Raw genomic sequence first — 17256 nt, 5'->3', positions numbered from 1 at the left:
GTGCTCCACATTTCCATTGTTTCCCGGCAGGGGGTCAGCGTCGATGCGGCGGGCGCGCAGTTCGGCGAGGATGGCGGCACGATCGGCCGGGCCGACACCAACAAGCTGGTGCTCGACGACCCCGATCGCACCGTGTCGCGGGTGCATGCCCAGATCGTCTGCCGGGCGGGTGCCTACGCCATCATCGATCGTGGCAGCAACCCGTTGCAACTCAACGGCCGTCCCATCGGCGCCGGCAACGAGGCACTCCTGAACGCAGGCGACCGCCTGTTGGTCGGCGGCTTCGAACTGCTGGTTTCGCTGCTGCGGGAACAAGGCACGCCAGCCGCCGTCATGGCCGCGCCGGCTGAACCGGTCACTGCCGTCGAAGACCCTTTTTCCCATTTGCTCGATGGCCTGGTTGAGCCACCTGCCGGGCCGCCGGCCGAACCGCCATCGCGGCCAGCCAACCCCGATCCGACTGCCGGGCTGTTTCCCGACCCCTTGAGCGAGGGCGAGCCATCGCCCGCTGCGGTCGATCCGTTTGCCGATCTGCTGGCTCCACCTGCTGGCGCCTCAGTCGCCCGATCGGCTGCCGCGGCAGCGCCATCGCGCCCGGACGATTTTTCGGACCTGGTGACGCCGCCGTCGGCAGGGGGCGAGTCGATCGATGAGCTGTTCGGCCTGGGGGGCCCGCTGGCCCATGACCCACTGGCCATGACGCCGCTGGACGATCCGCTCAGCCAGCCCAACACCGCCTCGGCCGCCGACCCGCTGGCTGCGCTGGCGCGGCCGGTGGCGCCCCGGAAAACGGCACGGGGCGATCATCTGCCGGTCGATGAGTTTGCCTTTGTCGCCCCGGTGGCTCGGATCCCGGTGCCTGCGCCGCCACCGCCATCGGCGGTCTCGACGCCTGCGGTCATCGGGCCTGACATTGCACCGCCGGATGCTCCGGTCGACCGCTTCCAGGCAACGCTCGGGCCCAGTCGTGCCGAACCGAAAGCCCACCCTGCCGCCGCCATGCCGGCACCAGCGCCCGCGCCAGCCGTGGCAGTCCATGCGCCGCCGCAAGGCGAACAGGCCGCAGGCGACGCGCTGCTGGCCGCCTTGCTGCGGGGCCTGGGCCCCATGCAGAGCACGCCCGAGCTGCTGACACCGGGGTTGATGGAGCGCCTGGGCGAGCTGCTGCGGACCTCGACCGAAGGGACCCTGCAGCTCTTGCACACCCGGCAGGAGTTCAAGCACGAGGTGCGAGCCCAGGTCACCGTCATCGCCGCGCAGGCCAACAACCCGCTCAAGTTCTCGCCCACCGTCGAGGTGGCCCTGGCGCATCTGCTGGGGCCGGGAATGCGCGGCTTCATGCCGGCCGAGGCGGCGATGCGCGACGCCTACCAGGATCTGCGGGCGCATGAATTTGGCGTCATGGTGGGCATGCGCGCCGCACTGGAGCACGTGATCAAGCAGTTCGCGCCCGAAGCCCTGGAGCAGAACATCACGGCCAAGTCCCGCTTGGATGCCATCTTCACGGCCAACCGCAAGGCCAGGCTATGGGACCAGTTCGTCAGGCTCTACGACGACATCGCCCGCGAGGCCGAGGACGACTTTCATGCGCTGTTCGGCAAGGCCTTTTTAAAGGCCTATGAAGAGCAACTCGATCGTTTGAAGGGTGGCGGCCCCAAATAGGAGTCGAGCCGTGGCGTCGATCATTCTTGCAAGGGCACGGGCGTGAATTTCGAAATCGTTACCCTCTCCAAACCCGGTGGGCGCGAGTACAACGAGGACGTGTACGGCCACTGGAGCAACGGCCGCTTCATGGCGTGCCTGGTGGCCGATGGGGCTGGCGGGCATGGAGGCGGCGACGTGGCGGCCAGTACGGCGCGCAGCAGCATCCTGGGCGGGTACGCGCGCGTTCCGTCGCTGGACGGGACATTCCTGAAGCAATTGCTGGAGCAGGCCAACCTGGATGTGGTCGCCCGGCAGGCTGAAGGAGGCAAGTTGGCGGCGATGCGGACGACGGCGGTGCTCGCGGTGCTGGACACCCATGAGCAGGCCCTGATGTGGGCTCATTCGGGCGACAGCCGGGCCTACCTGTTTCGCGATGGCGCCATCGTCGCTCGCACCGTGGATCACAGCCTGGTGCAGCAGATGGTGGCGGGTGGCATGTTGGACGAGGAGGGCGCGCGCCTGCACCCGCAGCGCAACATGCTGCTGTCGGCGCTGGGCTCCGTCAGCGACCCGCTGGAGGTCGATGTATCCGGCCGCATGCGCCTGCAGACGGGGGACGTACTGCTGCTTTGCTCCGATGGCGTGTGGGAGGTGCTGGGTGACCAGCTTTTGCTCGAGTCATTGCACGCGGCCAGTGGTCCTCGGCAGTGGGCTGAGCTGCTCGATGCCCAGGTGCATGGCAGGGGCAAGGTCAATCATGACAACTACACGGCCCTGATCCTGTGGGCGAATGACAGCGATAACCAGACAACGCGCCTGTTGAACGCTTAGCCACAGCCTGCGGTAATTCACAGATTGCTGCTTGCAAAAAAACCGGCGCAACACAAGGTGCCGCCGGGGTAGTGAACGACTCGATGAAGGAGTAGCTTCCCGACTCGGGAATTTTCAGCCCTGAGCCACTATGCCCTCAACTGTACGCGGCGGCGGTGGATTTGCACGTTTTCAGTGCGTTGCGCAGCAGCAGGGGTATGTCTTCGCGATTCGGAAGCGCGGTGTAGTAGTCGACACCCTCCAACTTGCAGCAATTCCATATCTGAACGTTCAGAAAATCCAGTGCGTAGTAGGTTTTTGATATCGTGCTTCGTTGCCCTTCCTGGCGATATGGGTCGAAGATTCCATCCAGCAGCACGGAAGCACCGCGTTTTTTGCACTGTGTTTGAAAGTGGACGATGTGTCGAAGCGTCGCGGGGCCGGCGTAACCGTCCACTTTGATGACCTCGGATTCACCGGGAGGAGGCTCGAAGTTGTCATTGAATCCAAGCATCTCGTAGTAGAAGATCTTGAACAGCGCCTGCACCAGCATGACATCATCATGGATGTTGTTGCCAATTCGTCCGACGGGCCAGTCGATGTTGTAGAAGTTGACAACGCCTTCACTTTGGCTGCGGGCAGTGGTTGTGAATGCCATTTCTGCGGCTCCTCGGTTGGTGTGCCTGCAGGAGCGCGTTCAGCGCGTTTCGGTCGAAGCCACGTCCCAGCCAAACTTCGAATCCGCGCCGGTGCTGCCTTTCTCGGTTTGCGGCTTGTAGGTGAACTCGATGTCCTTGAAGCTCAGCTTGGCCACCTCCACCACGTCGCCGCCGGCGGTGCCGCCCGGGTGCACGGAGGTGACGAAGGCCTCCTTGAGGGTGACCTTCAGGTACTCCTGCTGCCCCTCGCCGGATTTGCGGCAGGTCAAGACCAGGCTGTCAAAGTGCTTGCCGGACACGCAGCTCTTGGCCAGGTTGGGTGATGCCTTGTCGTAGTTGTGCGTGAAGATGAACTCGCCGGCCACGGCCTTGCCCTTGCCCGAGCCGCTGCCGACGGCTGCGGAGGACGCGTTGGAAACGCTCCAACTCCAGGACTGAACCTCGATCTCGCCCTTGTGATCCTTGTGCTTTGACTCGCCTTCGACGCCGGCCAGCTTGATGTGGAAATCGGATGACATCTGCTTTCTCCTTCAGGGGCCCGTTATCTGGGCGGTTGAGTTGAGGGGTTGTGTGCGCGGGGCGAACCCGCAAGGCCGGGTCCGCCTGCATGCATGACGTTTGGGACCCCTGGGCTTCAAATCGGCCAAACGGCCTAGGCGGCACCTTTGGTGGAGGGCAGCTTGGAAACCAGGCGCAGCGAAACCGTCAGGCCTTCGAGCTGGTAGTGCGGCCGCAGGAAGAACTTGGAGGTGTAGTAGCCAGGGTTGCCCTCGACTTCCTCAACCACCACTTCGGCGGCGGCGAGCGGTTTTTGCGATTTGGTGATCTCCGACGAGTTGGCCGGGTCACCATCGACGTAATTCATGATCCACTTGTTCAGCCAGCGCTCCATGTCTTCGCGTTCCTTGAAGCTGCCGATCTTGTCGCGCACGATGCACTTGAGGTAGTGCGCGAAGCGGTTGCAGGCAAACAGGTAGGGCAGGCGCGCGGCCAGGTTGGCGTTGGCGGTGGCGTCGGGGTCGTCGTACTCGAAGGGCTTGTTGAGTGACTGCGCGCCGATGAAGGCGGCGAAGTCGCTGTTCTTGCGGTGGATGAGCGAGAGCAGGCCGGCCTTGGACAGCTCGGCCTCGCGCCGGTCGCTGATGGCGATCTCGGTGGGGCACTTCTGGTCGACGCCGCCATCGTCGCTGGGGAAGGTGTGCAGCGGCAGGTTCTCCACCGCGCCGCCCGACTCGATGCCGCGGATGCGCGAGCCCCAGCCGTACAGCTTGTACGAGCGGTTGATGTTGGTGGCCATGGCGTAGGCGGCGTTGGCCCAGGCGTACTTGGAGTGGTCGGCGCCAGCGGTGTCTTCCTCGAAGTCGAACTCCTCCACCGGGTTGGTGTGGGCGCCGTAGGGTGCGCGCGCCAGAAAGCGCGGCATGCACAGGCCCAGGTACTTGGAGTCGTCGGACTCGCGCAGGCTGCGCCAGGCGGCGTATTCGGGCGTGAGGAAGATCTTGGTCAGGTCGCGCGGGTTGGCCAGTTCCTGCCAGCTTTGCATCTGCATCAGGCTGGGGCTGGCGCCGGTGATGAAGGGTGCGTGCGCCGACGCACCGATCTTGGCCATTTCGCCCAGCAGCTCGACATCGGGTGGGGTCTGGTCGAAGTAGTAGTCGCACACGATGGCGCCGAAAGGCTCGCCGCCGAACTGGCCGTACTCCTGTTCGTAGATCTTCTTGAACACCGGGCTCTGGTCCCAGGCCGTGCCCTTGAACTTCTTCAGGTTTTTGGCCAACTCCTTCTTGGAGATGTCCATCACACGGATCTTCAGGTTCTCGTCGGTCTCGGTGTTGTTGACCATGTAGGCCAGGCCGCGCCAGGCGCTTTCGAGCTGCTGGTAATCCGGGTGGTGGATGATCTTGTTGACCTGCTCGGTCAGCTTGGCGTCGATGGCGGCGATCATGGCCTGGATCGAGCGCGTGACGTCCTTGCCGATGAGCTGGGTCTGGCTCAGCGCCTGCTGGGCCAGGGTCTGAACGGCCTGCTCGACGGCGCTCTTGGCTTCGTCGCTGCGCGGCTTGAACTCTTTTTGCAGCAGCGAGGCAAAGTCGCCGCCGGCGTATTCGACGTCCTTGAGGGCGCTTTGCTGGGTTGCTTCGGCCATGGTGGGGTTCTCCTCGGGTCAGTGCGGGGTCTCAGGCAGCGCCGCCGTCTTCGGCTTGCTTGGCGGTCGCCGCCAGGGACTGCAGCAGGGCCGGGTCGTCCAGCACCCTGGCCAGCAGCTCCTCGGCGCCGGTCTTGCCGTCCATGTAGGTGACCAGGTTGGACAGCTGGTTGCGCGCTTCCAGCAGCTTGTTCAGGGCGTCGACCTTGCGCGCGACGGCCGCGGGCGAGAAGTCCTCCATGCTCTCGAAGGTGAGTTCCACCTTCAGATCGCCCTCCCCGGTGAGGGTGTTCTCGACCGAAAACGCCGTGCGCGGCTTCATGGCCTTCATGCGGGCGTCGAAGTTGTCGATGTCGAATTCGAGGAGCTTGCGGTCGCCGACGGCGGGCAGCGGGTTTTCGGGCTTGCCGGAAAGATCGGCCATCACCCCCATCACGAAGGGCAGCTGGATCTTTTTCTCGGCGCCGTACAACTCGACGTCGTACTCGATCTGCACGCGCGGGGCGCGGTTGCGGGCAATGAACTTCTGGCTGCTTTGTGCCATGGAGGAACTCCTCTTCAGGATTCAGGCCGGGGCCCGGTGATGACTTGGATGGTGTCCAGCGCGTTGGGGGCCAGGTTGGCCATGATGTCGAGAAAGCTGACGCCGATGAGCTGCTTGGCGCGGGCAATCAGCAGCGGCGCCGGATTGCCGGGTTCGGCCTGCTCCAGGAAGCGAATGACCCGATCAAGCGTCTGCAGCGCGTCCTGTCGGGTGTGGATTTCTCCCCGTGGGACGTTTGCCGGTGAGCCCGAGGGGTCGCCGGCGTGGGTGGCACGATCTTCCGGTGTAGGCTCGGACGTGCCCTCGGTGGTGCTGGTGCCCGTGGGTGCGCTCTGACCCAGGAGCCGGGCCACGCCAGCCAGACGTGTCAGGTCGAGCGTGTCGGTGCGCCCGCTGCGCTCGGCCACCAGGTCGACCATGCGCGTCAGCAGCGGACTCAGGGCCCGCATGGTTTCGGCGCGCTCCGGCGCGGCAGCCAGGATGTCGTCGAGGCCGCCCTGCACCACGGTGGGGGACAAGCTCGAGCCGTCACCGGTGGCGGCCAGCGTGCCGCGCGCGGTGGCCAGGTCGCGCACGCGAATCGGGCCGATGCCGGCGGCGATGCCCAGGGTGACGTCGTACAGGTCGCGCACCACCGCGCCCTCGTCGTTGAGGGCGGCGAGCGCGTTCAGGCGCATGGTCGGGTCGTTGTCGTCGTCGGCGTCGAGCTGAGGGTGCACGCCGTCCCAGAACCGGTCGAGCAGGCCGGACAGCAACTCGAGCCCCAGACGCGCACCCTCCAACCCCTGGGTGCGCGTGGCGGCGCGCAGCAGCAGCACGGCGCCGCGCAGGTCCTTGGAGCGCTTCAGGATCCCGGTGGCTTGCGCTCCGATCTGGGCCCAGTCGGGCTCGATCGCGGCGATGATGGTGTCGCCGAACTGCTGCTCGGGCTTGCCCAGCGAATCGGCAACCAGCACCATGAAAGCCGGATCGTATTCAAGATCCGGCCCGCAGGGGTCGTCGGCCGCGATGGGCGCGAGCAGGTCGTTGACGAGGTCCGAAGTCAGCATGTTGCCAGTTCGCTTGAAGCAACCGGATAATCAAAGACGACACCCTCAGGGTCAATGCAACAAAGGAGATAGCGTGTCCCATTCCGATACCGTCCATTCGTCCTATGCGTCCCGTGACCCTGCGACGCAGGCGCCTGCGCACGGGCGGCGGGGCTGCCTGCTGGCCGTGGCGGCAGCGACGCTGCTGGCCGCCTGCGCCGCGCCCGAAAAGCCGGTGACCACCCCGGTGACGCTGACCCTGGTGGCGGCCCCCGACACCAACCCCGACGCCCAGGGGCGGGCCTCGCCCCTGGTCACGCGCTACTACGTGCTCAAGGCGCCGGGCGCCTTCGAGTTGGCCGACTTCTTTGCCCTGCAGGACAAGGACACCGCCACGCTGGGGGCGGACCTGGTGCAGCGCGAGGAGGTGGTCCTGCGCCCCGGGGAGCAGCGCGCCGTGCGGATGACGCTGGCGGCGGACGCGAAGGCCCTGGGCTTTACCGGCGCCTACCGCGACCTCAGCCATGCGCGCTGGCGCCAGAGCGCGACGCTGACGCCGGGCCAACCGCTGAATTTGACGGTGACCTTTGGCGCGCAGGGCATTGCGCTGACCCCGCGCTGAGGGGGCGGCTTGGGCTAGGGCCTGTGAACGCTATGAAAGGGGATCGCGTTGCCTCGCCAAGGGGCTGGATGCAAGGCGCCCGTGCGCAGCAAGGCTGGTGCCTTGCAAGCGCGGGCAACGCCGCAGACGGCCCCTTGGCGAGGCAACCCGAAGGGAAGCTCATGACAGCCCGCCCCTCGGCGTTGCGCTTCTTGTGCGTGCCGACGCACGCACGGCGTCGCGCGCCTTGATGGGCAGGCTGTCATGAGCTTCGCGACCCCTTTCATAGCGTTCACAGGCCCTAGCCCTCGAGGTCTAGTCCGTTTGGCCGGGCGGCAGCCGATTGTCTGCGCCGGGGTTCCGGTTTAACGTCAGCAGGTACACCGCCCAAGGTTCTTGCCCGCCCGTACATCCCATGAAAATCCTGATTGCAGACGATCACCGGCTCATCATCGATGCGGTGGCGGACAAGCTGTCGGAGCTGGAGCCGGGTATCGAGTTCGTGGCCGCGGTCAACGTGCGCGAGCTGATGGAGCGGGTGGACGAGCCGCTGGACCTGGCGCTGATCGATCTCGGCATGCCCGGCGCCGAGGGCCTGTCGCACATCCAGCAGGTGCGCCAGCGGTGCCCCGACTTGCCGATCATCGTGCTGTCGGGCCAGGAAGATCCGGCCGTGATGCGCGACGTGCTGGATTGCGGGGCGCAGGGCTATATCCCCAAGGCGTATTCGCCGGCCGTCATGGTGTCGGCCGTGCGCCTGGTGATGGCCGGTGGCGTCTACGTGCCGCCCATGCTGCTGTCGATGTCGGGCCGCGACGACGCTCTGGCGCCGGGCGCGGCCGGCCAGTCGGCGGCGGCAGGGGTGGAGGCGCTGGGCGACCTGCTGACCGAGCGCCAGGTCGACGTGCTGCGCCTGCTCTCGCAGGGCCAGCCCAACAAGGTGATCGGGCGCAGCCTGGGCATCAGCGAGGGCACGGTGAAGATCCACCTGGCGGCGATCTTTCGCGCCCTGAACGCGCGCAACCGCACCGAGGCGGTCATGAAGGCGCGCGTCCTGGCCGACAAGCCGGGGCCGGTGTCGCGAACGGTTTGAGCGCTGCCCCGCCTCGAACTTACCGGGCCTGCCGCACCCGCAGCAACTCGTCCAGGATCAGGCCGACAGCTCCAGCGGTGATGGCCGCATCGGCCAGGTTGAAGGCCGGAAAGTGGCCGCGGTAGAACAGGCCGCTCAGGATGGGCCAGTGAAAGTCCAGGAAGTCGACCACGTAGCCGTGCTGCAGCCGATCGACGACGTTGCCGACGGCGCCGCCCAGGATCATCGCCAGCGAAAAGGAAAACAGCCGCTGCCCCGCATGCTGGCGCAGCAGCCAGACGATGAAGCCGGACGCAGCCAGCGCCAGGGCGACGAAAAACCAGCGCTGCCAGCCGCTGCCACCGGCCAGAAACGAGAACGCGGCGCCGGTGTTGTGGGCCCGCACGAGGTTGAAGAAGCCCGTGACGGGCGTGGCGTCGCCCAACTGGTAGTGGCCCAGGATGAGCCATTTGGTGAACTGGTCGAGCACCACCACGAGGGTGGCCAGCGCCAGCCACAGGGCCAGACTGGCGCCGCTGGATTTGCCGCGCGCCATGTCAGGCGATGGTGCGCGTCTCGCCCGCGCCGTACAGGTTGCTCACGCAGCGCCCGCACAGGCTGGGGTGATCGGCATGCAGGCCGACGTCCGGCAGGTAGTGCCAGCAGCGCTCGCATTTGATGTCTTGTGAGCCGTTGACCCTAATGGATAGAGCGTCACCAGCTTTCAATTCGATAGCAGATACGATGAACACGAAGCGCAGGTCGGCCCCCAGGCTGGCCAGCAGCGCGTGGTCTTCGGGCGGCGCGGTCAGCACCGCCTGCGCCTGCAGCGACGAGCCGACCGCGCCCTGCTCGCGCAGGGTCTCGATCTGCTTGTTGACGGCCTCGCGCAGATCGCGGATGCGCGCCCACTTGGCGAGCAGGGCGGTGTCGGGTGCGTCGAAGGTCCAGAATTCTTCCAGAAAGATCGAGTCGCTTTGGCCCACCAGCTTCCAGGCCTCCTCGGCGGTGAAGCTGAGGAAGGGCGCCATCCAGCGCAGCAGGGCTTGCGTGAGCTGCCACAGCGCGGTCTGCGCGCTGCGGCGCGCCAGGCTTTTGGCCTGCGTGGTGTACAGGCGGTCCTTCAGCACGTCCAGGTAGAAGCCGCCCAGGTCTTCGGAGCAGAACAGTTGCAGCTTGGCGACCACGGGGTGGAACTCATACACGTCGTAGTGCGCCAGCACCTCGGCCTGGAACTGGGCCGCGCGTGACAGCAGCCAGCGGTCGATCTCCAGCAGCTCGGCGGGCGCCACGGCGTCGCGCGCCGGATCGAAGTCGCTGGTGTTGGCCAGCAGAAAGCGCAGGGTGTTGCGGATGCGGCGGTAGGCGTCGATCACGCGGGCCATGATCTTGTCGTCGCCAGCGATGTCGCCCGAGTAGTCGCTGGAGGCCGTCCACAGGCGCAGCAGCTCGGCGCCCCACTTCTTGTTGGCCTCCTGCAGGTCGATGCCGTTGCCCAGGCTCTTGCTCATCTTGCGGCCTTGCGCGTCGACCGTGAAGCCGTGCGTGAGCAGGCTGCGGTAGGGCGCGCGGCCGCGGATGGCGCTGGCCAGCAGCAGCGAGGAGTGGAACCACCCGCGGTGCTGGTCGTGGCCTTCGAGGTACATGTCGGCTTCGGGGCCGCTCAGGTGATGCTCGGCGGGGTGGGTACCGCACAGGACGTGGTCGAAGGTGGAGCCGGAGTCGAACCACACCTCCAGGATGTCGTTGAACTTGCGGTAGTGCTGGGCCTCGTCGGTGCCCAGGATCTGCTCGGCCGTCACGCGGCTCCAGGCCTCGATGCCGCCCTGCTCGATGATGTCGGCGGCCTGGTCCAGGATTTGGAGCGTGCGCGGGTGCAGCTCGTCGGTCTCCTTGTGCAGAAAGAACGCGATCGGCACGCCCCAGGCGCGCTGGCGGCTGATGACCCAGTCGGGGCGGCCGGCAATCATGTCGCGCAGGCGGGCCTGCCCGGACGGGGGGTAGAACCGGGTCTGCTCGATGGCGCGCAGCGCGGTGGCGCGCAGGGTTTCGGGCGCCTTGTCCTGGGTGAACACGCCTTCGCCCTCGTCCATGCGCACGAACCACTGCGAGGCGGCGCGGTAGATGACGGGCGACTTGTGGCGCCAGCAGTGCGGGTAGCTGTGCTGCAGGCTGCTGGTGGCCAGCAGGCGGTGCGCGTCCTTCAGGGCCTGGATGATGACGGGCACGGCCTTCCAGATGTCCATGCCGCCGAACAGCGGAAAGTCGGCCGCGTAGCTGCCCCCGCCCTGCACGGGGTTGAGGATGTCGGCGTGCGCCAGGCCGTGCGCCACGCAGGAGTTGAAGTCCTCCACGCCGTAGGCGGGCGCCGAGTGCACGCTGCCGGTGCCGTCGGTGTCGGTGGCGTAGTCGGCCAGGTAGACGGGCGACAGGCGGCGGTAGCCGGCGTCCACGTCGTACAAGGGGTGCTTGAAGTTCAGGCCCGCCAGCTTCTCGCCCTTGGCCGTGGCGACGACCTTGCCATCGATTTCGTAGCGCTTGAGGCAGTCCTCGACCCGGGCCGCGGCCAGCACCAGCAGGCCCTTGGGGGTATCGACCAGCGCGTAGTCGATCTGCGGGCCCAGGTTGAGTGCCTGGTTGGCCGGGATGGTCCAGGCGGTGGTGGTCCAGATGACGAGGAAGGCGGGTTTGCCCAACTTGGGCAGGCCGAAGGCGGCGGCGAGCTTGTCGGGCTCGGCGGCTTCGAAGGCGACATCGACGGTGTGGCTCTTCTTGTCCTGGTATTCGATCTCGGCCTCGGCCAGCGCCGAGCCGCAGTCGAAGCACCAGTACACGGGCTTGAGGCCCCGGTAGACGAAGCCGCGCTCGACGAGGCGCTTGAACAGCCGCAGCTCGCCCGCCTCGTTGGCGAAGTTCATCGTCTTGTAGGGGTTGTCCCACTCGCCCAGCACGCCCAGGCGCTTGAAGTCCTTCATCTGCAGGGCGATCTGCTCGGTGGCGTAGGCGCGGCCCTTGGCCTGCATCTCGTCGCGGCTCAGGTTGCGGCCAAACTGCTTTTCGATCTGGTTTTCGATCGGCAGGCCGTGGCAGTCCCAGCCCGGCACGTAGTGCGCGTCCATGCCCATGAGCTGGCGCGTCTTGACGATCATGTCCTTGAGGATCTTGTTGACCGCGTGGCCGGCGTGCAGCGTGCCGTTGGCGTAGGGCGGGCCGTCGTGCAGGATGAATTTTTCGCGGCCGGCGCGGGCCGCGCGCAGGCGCTTGTACAGGCCTTGCTCGTCCCATTGCTGCACCCAGCCCGGCTCGCGCTTGGGCAGATCGCCCCGCATGGGGAAGGGTGTGTCGGGCAGGTTCAGCGTGCTGCGGTAGTCGGTCTTGTTCTCGGAGCTCATGGCGTGCGGTATTTCGAATCAAATAGGGCTTTGGCCAGCACCCAGCTTGCGCGAGCAGCTATTGAAGTAGGAGTGGGGCAGGGTGCGGGGCCGCAAGCCGTGCTGGCAGGCGAGAGCGGGGCCCGCGGCCCCTTCAAATTCGCGCCGAGTGGGCGGCCAGCCAGGCGCGGGCGTCCTGCAGGTCGCGCGCGATGCCCTCGGTCAGTGCCGCCAGGCTGTGATAGCGCAACTCGTCGTGCAGTTTGTGCAGCAGTTCCACGCGGATGATTTTACCGTAGGCCCCCTCGGTGCCCAGGTGCTCGGGCCACTGCAGGCAGTGCGTCTCCAGCAGCACACGCCCGCCGTTGACGTCGTGCGCGTCCAGCGAGGGGCGCACGCCCAGGTTGGCCACGCCGGGCAGCGGGGACGCGCCCAGGCCATGCACGCGCACCACGAAGATGCCGCTGGCGGCGGGCTTCCACGCATGCGCGCGGCGCGAAAAGCGCAGGTTCAGCGTGCGAAAGCCGTCGGCGCGGCCCGCCGCGCTTTCGCCCAGCTTGCGGCCCAGGTGGCGCCCATGCACCACGTGGCCGCTGATGGCGTAGGGGCGGCCCAGCAGCGCGGCGGCATCCTGCATGCGGCCTTCGGCCAGCGCCGCGCGCACGGCGGTGCTGGACACGCGCACGCCATGCACCTCGTAGCTTTGCATGCGTGCCACGTCGAAGCCCCGCTGCTGGCCCGCCGCGTCCAGCATGGCGTAGTCGCCCGCGCGCTTGGCGCCGAAGCGGAAATCGTCGCCCACCAGCACATAGCGCACGCCCAGGCCGCGCACCAGCATGTCGTCGATGAAGGCCTCGGGCGGCTGGGCGGCCAGGCGCGCGTTGAAGGGCAGCACGATGGTCTGCTCGATGCCGCAGCGCGCCAGCTCGGCCAGCTTGTCGCGAAAGGTGACGATGCGCGCCGGCGCCAGCTCGGGCTTGTTCAGCAGCGCGGCAAAGTGGTCGCGCGGGTGCGGCTCGAAGGTCATCACGCAGCTTTGCACGCCACGCTGCGCCGCCTCGCCGCGCAGCAGCGCCAGCATGGCTTGGTGGCCGCGGTGCACGCCGTCGAAGTTGCCGATGGTGAGCGCGCAGCCCGGCGCGATGCCGGGGTGGCGCAGGCCGCGAAAAATCTTCATGGATTATTGAATTGATAGCGTCTGGCGCAAGCTGCACCCGCGCCAGACGGTCAAATCCCATCAAAAAAAAGAGTATATTGCCTGCGCGCATTCCGGATTTCGAAGGCGCAGGGCGGCCGGCGCTGGCAACGCTGGCCACACACAGGGGTTCCGCATCAGGAGTCGTTTTGTGAAGGTGCTCAAGCTGTCGGCCCAGGGGCTGCCGCAATCGTGGATTTCGCTGGAACAGGCGGTGATTCATTACGCCGCCGAAGAGGTGCGATGGGAGGCCGGCGGCTCCATCGCGGTGTTTCACGGCGGGTACAACGCCGTCACCGGCCAGCAGTCGGTGATCGAGGTCAACAGCATCATCGGCACGCGCGGCGTGCCCAACATCAACCCCTTCGACCTGCGCCCGGGCCTGACCAACGCCAAGCTGTTCGCGCGCGACCGCAACGTGTGCGCCTACTGCGGCGGGCACTTCCACGAGACCGAGCTGACCCGCGAGCACATCACCCCGCTGGCGCAGCGCGGGCGCGACCACTGGATGAACGTGGTCACCGCCTGCCGCGCCTGCAACCACCGCAAGAGCGACCGCACGCCCGAGCAGGCGCGCATGCCGCTGCTGTACGCGCCCTACGTGCCCAGCCTGTGGGAAGACTTCATCCTGCGCAACCGCCGCATCCTGGCCGACCAGATGGAGTTCTTGATGGCGCACCTGCCGCGCAACTCGCGCCTGCACGCGTAGCCGGGTGCCGCGGCGGCCTGCCTGCGGCTATGCTTGCCACATGCCCCGTCTCATCTTCTTCTGCGGCCATGCCGGCACCGGCAAGACCACCCTGGCCAAGCGCGCGTTGCCGCTGCTGCACCGGCGCAGCAGCGAGTCGTTTTGCCTGCTGGACAAGGACACGCTGTACGGCGGCTACAGCAGCGCCGTGATGGGGGTGCTGACGGGCGACGCCAACGACCGCGACAGCCCCCTGTACCTGCAGCACCTGCGCGGCCCCGAGTACGCGGGCCTGTTGAACACGGCGCGCGAGAATCTGGCGCTGGGCGTGAACTGCATCGTGGTCGGCCCGCTCTCGCGCGAGGTGCGCGCGCACCAGCTGGCCGACCGGGCCTGGCTGGGCGTGGCGGATGACGTGGTGGTGCGCGTGGTGTGGGTGCACCTGCAAGAAGATGAGGCGCGCCGGCGCATCCAGGCGCGCGGCAACCCCAACGACGCCTGGAAGCTGGCGCACTGGGACGATTACCGCACGCGCCTGTTCATGCCCGAGGCGGCGCAGTATCCCGAGCTGCTGCTGTACGACAACACGCAGGCGCCGGACGAGGCCTTCGAGGCCTTGCTGCAGCGGCTGGATTCGCGCTGACGCGCCGCGTTAAAGCACCACCGGCACCTCGGTGGCCGGCGGCGTGTTGCGGCTGCGCCCGCAGCGCACCAGGCCGTCGATCATGACCATGCCGATGCCCGGAATGTCGCCCAGCTGAACGCTGTCCAGCAGGTCGCGCCCGGCGCTGTGCTGGGCCTTGTCCATGAAGACCAAGTCGGCCGCCCGGCCCACCTCGATCAGGCCGCAGTTGAGCTGGCGCATGCGCGCCGTGTTGCCGGTGGCAAAGCCGAACACCACCTCGGCCGGGATGCCGGCAAAGCTGGAGATCAGCGCGATCATGCGCAGGATGCCCAGCGGCTGCACGCCCGAGCCGGCCGGCCCGTCGGTGCCCAGGATGACGCGGTGCGGGCATTTCAGCTCGATGGCGGCGCGCGCGGCCTCGATGGCGATTTTTTCGTTGCCGTTGTGCACCAGCTCGATGGCGCGGCTGGACTTCTCGCACAGCTCGCACACGTGCTTCCAGGGCAGGGCGGTGTGGCCGCCGTTGATGTGGCCGATGATGTCGGCGTCGGCCGCCAGCACCACGTCCTTGTCGATCAGGCCAGAGCCGGGAATGGAGGGCCCGCCCGTGTGGATGGTGCTCTGGATACCGTACTTGCGCGCCCAGGCTACCATCTGCCCGGCCTCCTCGCCGGCCTTGACCGAGCCCAGGCCCACCTCGCCCAGCAGCTTGACGCCGGCGTCGGCCAGGTCCTTGAAGTCCTGCTCGACCATGCCTTTTTCGATCACCGGCGCGCCGGCCAGCACCTTCACCCCGCCGGGGCGAAAGTTGTCGAACGCCCGCTGCGCCGTAATGGCCAGGGCCTTCAGGCCCACCACGTCTTTCGGGCGGCCGGGCAGGTGCACCTCGCCAGCCGAGATCATGGTGGTGACGCCGCCGTTCAGGGTCGATTCGATCCAGCCGAGCTGGTTTTGCCGCGGCGTCCAGTCGCCGAACACCGGGTGCACGTGGCTGTCGATCAGGCCCGGGGCCACGCAGGTGCGGCGCGCGTCGATGGTGTGGCGGGCGCCCTCCAGGTTGCAGTCGGCCTGCCGGCCCACGGCGGCGATCAGGCCGTCCTGCACCACGAGGGTGTCGGCGTCCAGGATGGGCCGGTCGATGTCGCCCGACAGCAGCAGGCCGATGTTCTGGATGACGACCTTGCCGGACTTTTCGGTGGTGGCGACTTCTGCCATGGCGATCTCCTGTTTCGTGGGGGTTCAGGGCTTGACGGCGCGCAGCACGGCGTCGACGACGAAGGCGTGCCAGTGCTGCAGCGCCTCGCTGCTGTCCAGCTTGCTGCCGAAGAAGGCCGAAAGCGTGTGGCGGTTGGAAAGATAGAAATAATTCAGGCTGGCGATCATCAGGTAGACGTCGCGCGCCGACAGGCCGGGGCGAAACAGGCCCTGGGCCACGCCGCTGGCCAGCACCGAGTCGATGATCTGCGTGGCGGGCGACGAATAGTCATGCGCCCGCAGCGACTTGGCGATGTGCTTGCCGTGGTGCAGGTTCTCGTCGTTCAGCAGGGTGATGAACTCGGGCTTGCGCTGGTAGTAGTTCCAGATGAAGCCGATCACGGCCACCAGCGCCTGCTCGGGATGCGTGGCGTCGATCTTGAGGGCCGCCTCGGCTTCGTTGAAGCGCCGATAGAGGTCTTCAAGCACCGCGATGTACAGGCCTTCCTTGCTCCCGAAGTAATAGTAGATCATGCGGTCGTGCGAGCCGGCCGCCTTGGAGATCTGGTCGATGCGCCCGCCCGAGAACCCGTGCTTGGAAAAGATGCGCGTGGCCGCGCGCAGGATGGCGTCCTGCGTCTCCTGCGCCGCCTGCTCGCGCACGCCGGCCTTGCGGCCGGGCTTGGCCAGGCCGCGGGGGCCCGGCCGTGCGGCGGCCGGCCGCGTGGGGACAATGGCCAGGTTGGTCTTCATGACTCGGCAAAGGCCCGTTCGATGACGAAGCTGCCCGGGCGCGAGGTGTTGCCCTCCGCAAAGCCGCGCGCCTCCAGCAGGTGCCGCAGGTCCTTGAGCATGGCCGGGCTGCCGCAGATCATGGCGCGGTCGTGCGCGGCGTCCAGCGGCGGCACGTCCAGGTCGGCAAACAGCTTGCCCGATTCGATCAGGTCGGGGATGCGCCCGACGTTGCGAAAGTCCTCGCGCGTGACGGTGGGGTAGTACCGCAGCTGGCTGGCGATCATGTCGCCCAGGAACTCGTGCCGCGGCAGGTGATCGACGATCACGTCGTGATAGGCCAGCTCGCCCGCGGTGCGCACGCCGTGCACCAGGATGATCTGCTCGAACTTCTCGTAGCTCTCCGGGTCGCGGATGATGCTCATGAAAGGCGCCAGCCCCGTGCCGGTGGAAAACAGGTACAGCCGCTTGCCGGGCAGCAGGTAGTCCACCACCAGGGTGCCGGTGGGCTTGCGCCCGACCACGATGGTGTCGCCCGGCTGGATGTGCTGCAGGCGCGAGGTGAGCGGGCCGTCCTCCACCTTGATGCTGAGGAACTCCAGGTGGTCCTCGTAGTTGGGCGATGCGATGCTGTAGGCGCGCAGCAGCGGCTTGGCGTCGATGCGCAGGCCGATCATGGTGAAGTGGCCGTTGGAAAAACGCAGCGCCGCGTCGCGCGTGGTGGTGAAGCTGAACAGCCGGTCGGTCCAGTGCCGGACGGTGAGCACGCGCTCCTCGATGAAGGCACTCATGATGCGCGGGCCGAGGCCGGCCGGATGGGGGACTGGCTTGCGTGGGGCGGCGATGGCCTTTTCATTCGGAAAAGACTACACGAAAAATTCCGGATTTGATTCAGGGTTTACTCCATGTTGATTCGGTGTCTGCTCCATTAAATTGGCGTGGCCGCC

Annotated in this window: 17 protein-coding genes; 6 read left to right on the top strand and 11 right to left on the bottom strand. The window is 67.0% G+C overall.

The features are described 5' to 3' along the window. Both tagH and H6927_15960 read left to right on the top strand, forming a co-directional pair. Window positions 1–1662 carry a type VI secretion system-associated FHA domain protein TagH gene (tagH, locus tag H6927_15965; GenBank protein ID MCP5219587.1) on the top strand — a complete coding sequence of 554 codons (1662 nt, stop codon included), beginning with the start codon at window positions 1–3 and terminating at the stop codon, window positions 1660–1662. Window positions 1663–1704: 42 nt separating this feature from the next. Further along, entirely contained in the window at window positions 1705–2475 is a 771-nt protein-coding gene (locus tag H6927_15960) for a serine/threonine-protein phosphatase (GenBank protein MCP5219586.1), read from the top strand. Window positions 2476–2611: 136 nt separating this feature from the next. On the opposite strand, the gene H6927_15955 is transcribed toward H6927_15960, so the two are convergent. The 5 genes from H6927_15955 to tssA all read right to left on the bottom strand — a co-directional run bounded on the left by H6927_15955 (window position 2612) and on the right by tssA (window position 6852). After that, window positions 2612–3112: a peptidoglycan-binding protein gene (locus H6927_15955; GenBank protein ID MCP5219585.1), complete on the bottom strand. Its 501-nt coding sequence runs from the start codon at window positions 3110–3112 to the stop codon at window positions 2612–2614. 39 nt (window positions 3113–3151) lie between these two features. After that, a complete protein-coding gene (locus H6927_15950) occupies window positions 3152–3631 on the bottom strand; it encodes a type VI secretion system tube protein Hcp (GenBank protein ID MCP5219584.1) in 480 nt (159 codons plus the stop codon). 134 nt (window positions 3632–3765) lie between these two features. Further along, a complete protein-coding gene (tssC, locus tag H6927_15945; protein ID MCP5219583.1) occupies window positions 3766–5259 on the bottom strand; it encodes a type VI secretion system contractile sheath large subunit in 1494 nt (497 codons plus the stop codon). A gap of 31 nt (window positions 5260–5290) precedes the next feature. Further along, window positions 5291–5803 (bottom strand): type VI secretion system contractile sheath small subunit, encoded by a 513-nt coding sequence (gene tssB / locus H6927_15940; protein ID MCP5219582.1) that lies wholly within the window; start codon window positions 5801–5803, stop codon window positions 5291–5293. Between the two features lie 14 nt (window positions 5804–5817). Then, a complete protein-coding gene (gene tssA, locus H6927_15935; protein MCP5219581.1) occupies window positions 5818–6852 on the bottom strand; it encodes a type VI secretion system protein TssA in 1035 nt (344 codons plus the stop codon). Here tssA and tssJ point away from each other — a divergent pair. Next, a complete protein-coding gene (gene tssJ / locus H6927_15930; GenBank protein ID MCP5219580.1) occupies window positions 6851–7453 on the top strand; it encodes a type VI secretion system lipoprotein TssJ in 603 nt (200 codons plus the stop codon). The two genes, tssA and tssJ, sit on opposite strands and share 2 nt — an antisense overlap. Before the next feature lie 394 nt (window positions 7454–7847). Continuing rightward, window positions 7848–8525: a response regulator transcription factor gene (locus H6927_15925; protein MCP5219579.1), complete on the top strand. Its 678-nt coding sequence runs from the start codon at window positions 7848–7850 to the stop codon at window positions 8523–8525. Between the two features lie 19 nt (window positions 8526–8544). On the opposite strand, the gene H6927_15920 is transcribed toward H6927_15925, so the two are convergent. From H6927_15920 to H6927_15910, 3 genes are all read right to left on the bottom strand, one after another. Beyond that, window positions 8545–9060, bottom strand: coding sequence for a lipoprotein signal peptidase (locus tag H6927_15920; protein ID MCP5219578.1), 516 nt, complete (start codon window positions 9058–9060; stop codon window positions 8545–8547). Between the two features lies 1 nt (window position 9061). Beyond that, complete coding sequence (ileS, locus tag H6927_15915; protein ID MCP5219577.1) at window positions 9062–11896, bottom strand: isoleucine--tRNA ligase; 2835 nt, start codon at window positions 11894–11896, stop codon at window positions 9062–9064. Window positions 11897–12029: 133 nt separating this feature from the next. Further along, on the bottom strand, window positions 12030–13052 hold the full coding sequence (locus tag H6927_15910) for a bifunctional riboflavin kinase/FAD synthetase (GenBank protein ID MCP5219576.1): 1023 nt from the start codon (window positions 13050–13052) through the stop codon (window positions 12030–12032). 169 nt (window positions 13053–13221) lie between these two features. Here H6927_15910 and H6927_15905 point away from each other — a divergent pair, with 169 nt between their 5' ends. Beyond that, the gene (locus tag H6927_15905) at window positions 13222–13779 is read left to right on the top strand and encodes an HNH endonuclease (protein MCP5219575.1); all 558 of its coding nucleotides are present in this window, start codon (window positions 13222–13224) and stop codon (window positions 13777–13779) included. Window positions 13780–13819: 40 nt separating this feature from the next. Next, window positions 13820–14401 carry an ATP-binding protein gene (locus tag H6927_15900; GenBank protein MCP5219574.1) on the top strand — a complete coding sequence of 194 codons (582 nt, stop codon included), beginning with the start codon at window positions 13820–13822 and terminating at the stop codon, window positions 14399–14401. 9 nt (window positions 14402–14410) lie between these two features. On the opposite strand, the gene H6927_15895 is transcribed toward H6927_15900, so the two are convergent. From H6927_15895 to H6927_15885, 3 genes are read right to left on the bottom strand one after another with little or no spacing between them, the layout of a single operon-like run. Further along, complete coding sequence (locus H6927_15895) at window positions 14411–15598, bottom strand: amidohydrolase family protein (GenBank protein MCP5219573.1); 1188 nt, start codon at window positions 15596–15598, stop codon at window positions 14411–14413. Window positions 15599–15622: 24 nt separating this feature from the next. After that, the gene (locus H6927_15890; GenBank protein ID MCP5219572.1) at window positions 15623–16330 is read right to left on the bottom strand and encodes a TetR family transcriptional regulator; all 708 of its coding nucleotides are present in this window, start codon (window positions 16328–16330) and stop codon (window positions 15623–15625) included. After that, the gene (locus H6927_15885) at window positions 16327–17100 is read right to left on the bottom strand and encodes a ferredoxin--NADP reductase (GenBank protein ID MCP5219571.1); all 774 of its coding nucleotides are present in this window, start codon (window positions 17098–17100) and stop codon (window positions 16327–16329) included. Before H6927_15885 ends, H6927_15890 begins: the two co-directional genes overlap by 4 nt. Window positions 17101–17256: the final 156 nt, after the last annotated feature.

The sequence above is a fragment of the Burkholderiaceae bacterium genome (assembly GCA_024235995.1).
Classification (GTDB): domain Bacteria; phylum Pseudomonadota; class Gammaproteobacteria; order Burkholderiales; family Burkholderiaceae_C; genus Ottowia.
Note: the sequence above shows the minus strand (reverse complement) of the source record. Positions and strands in the feature narration are given on the sequence as shown.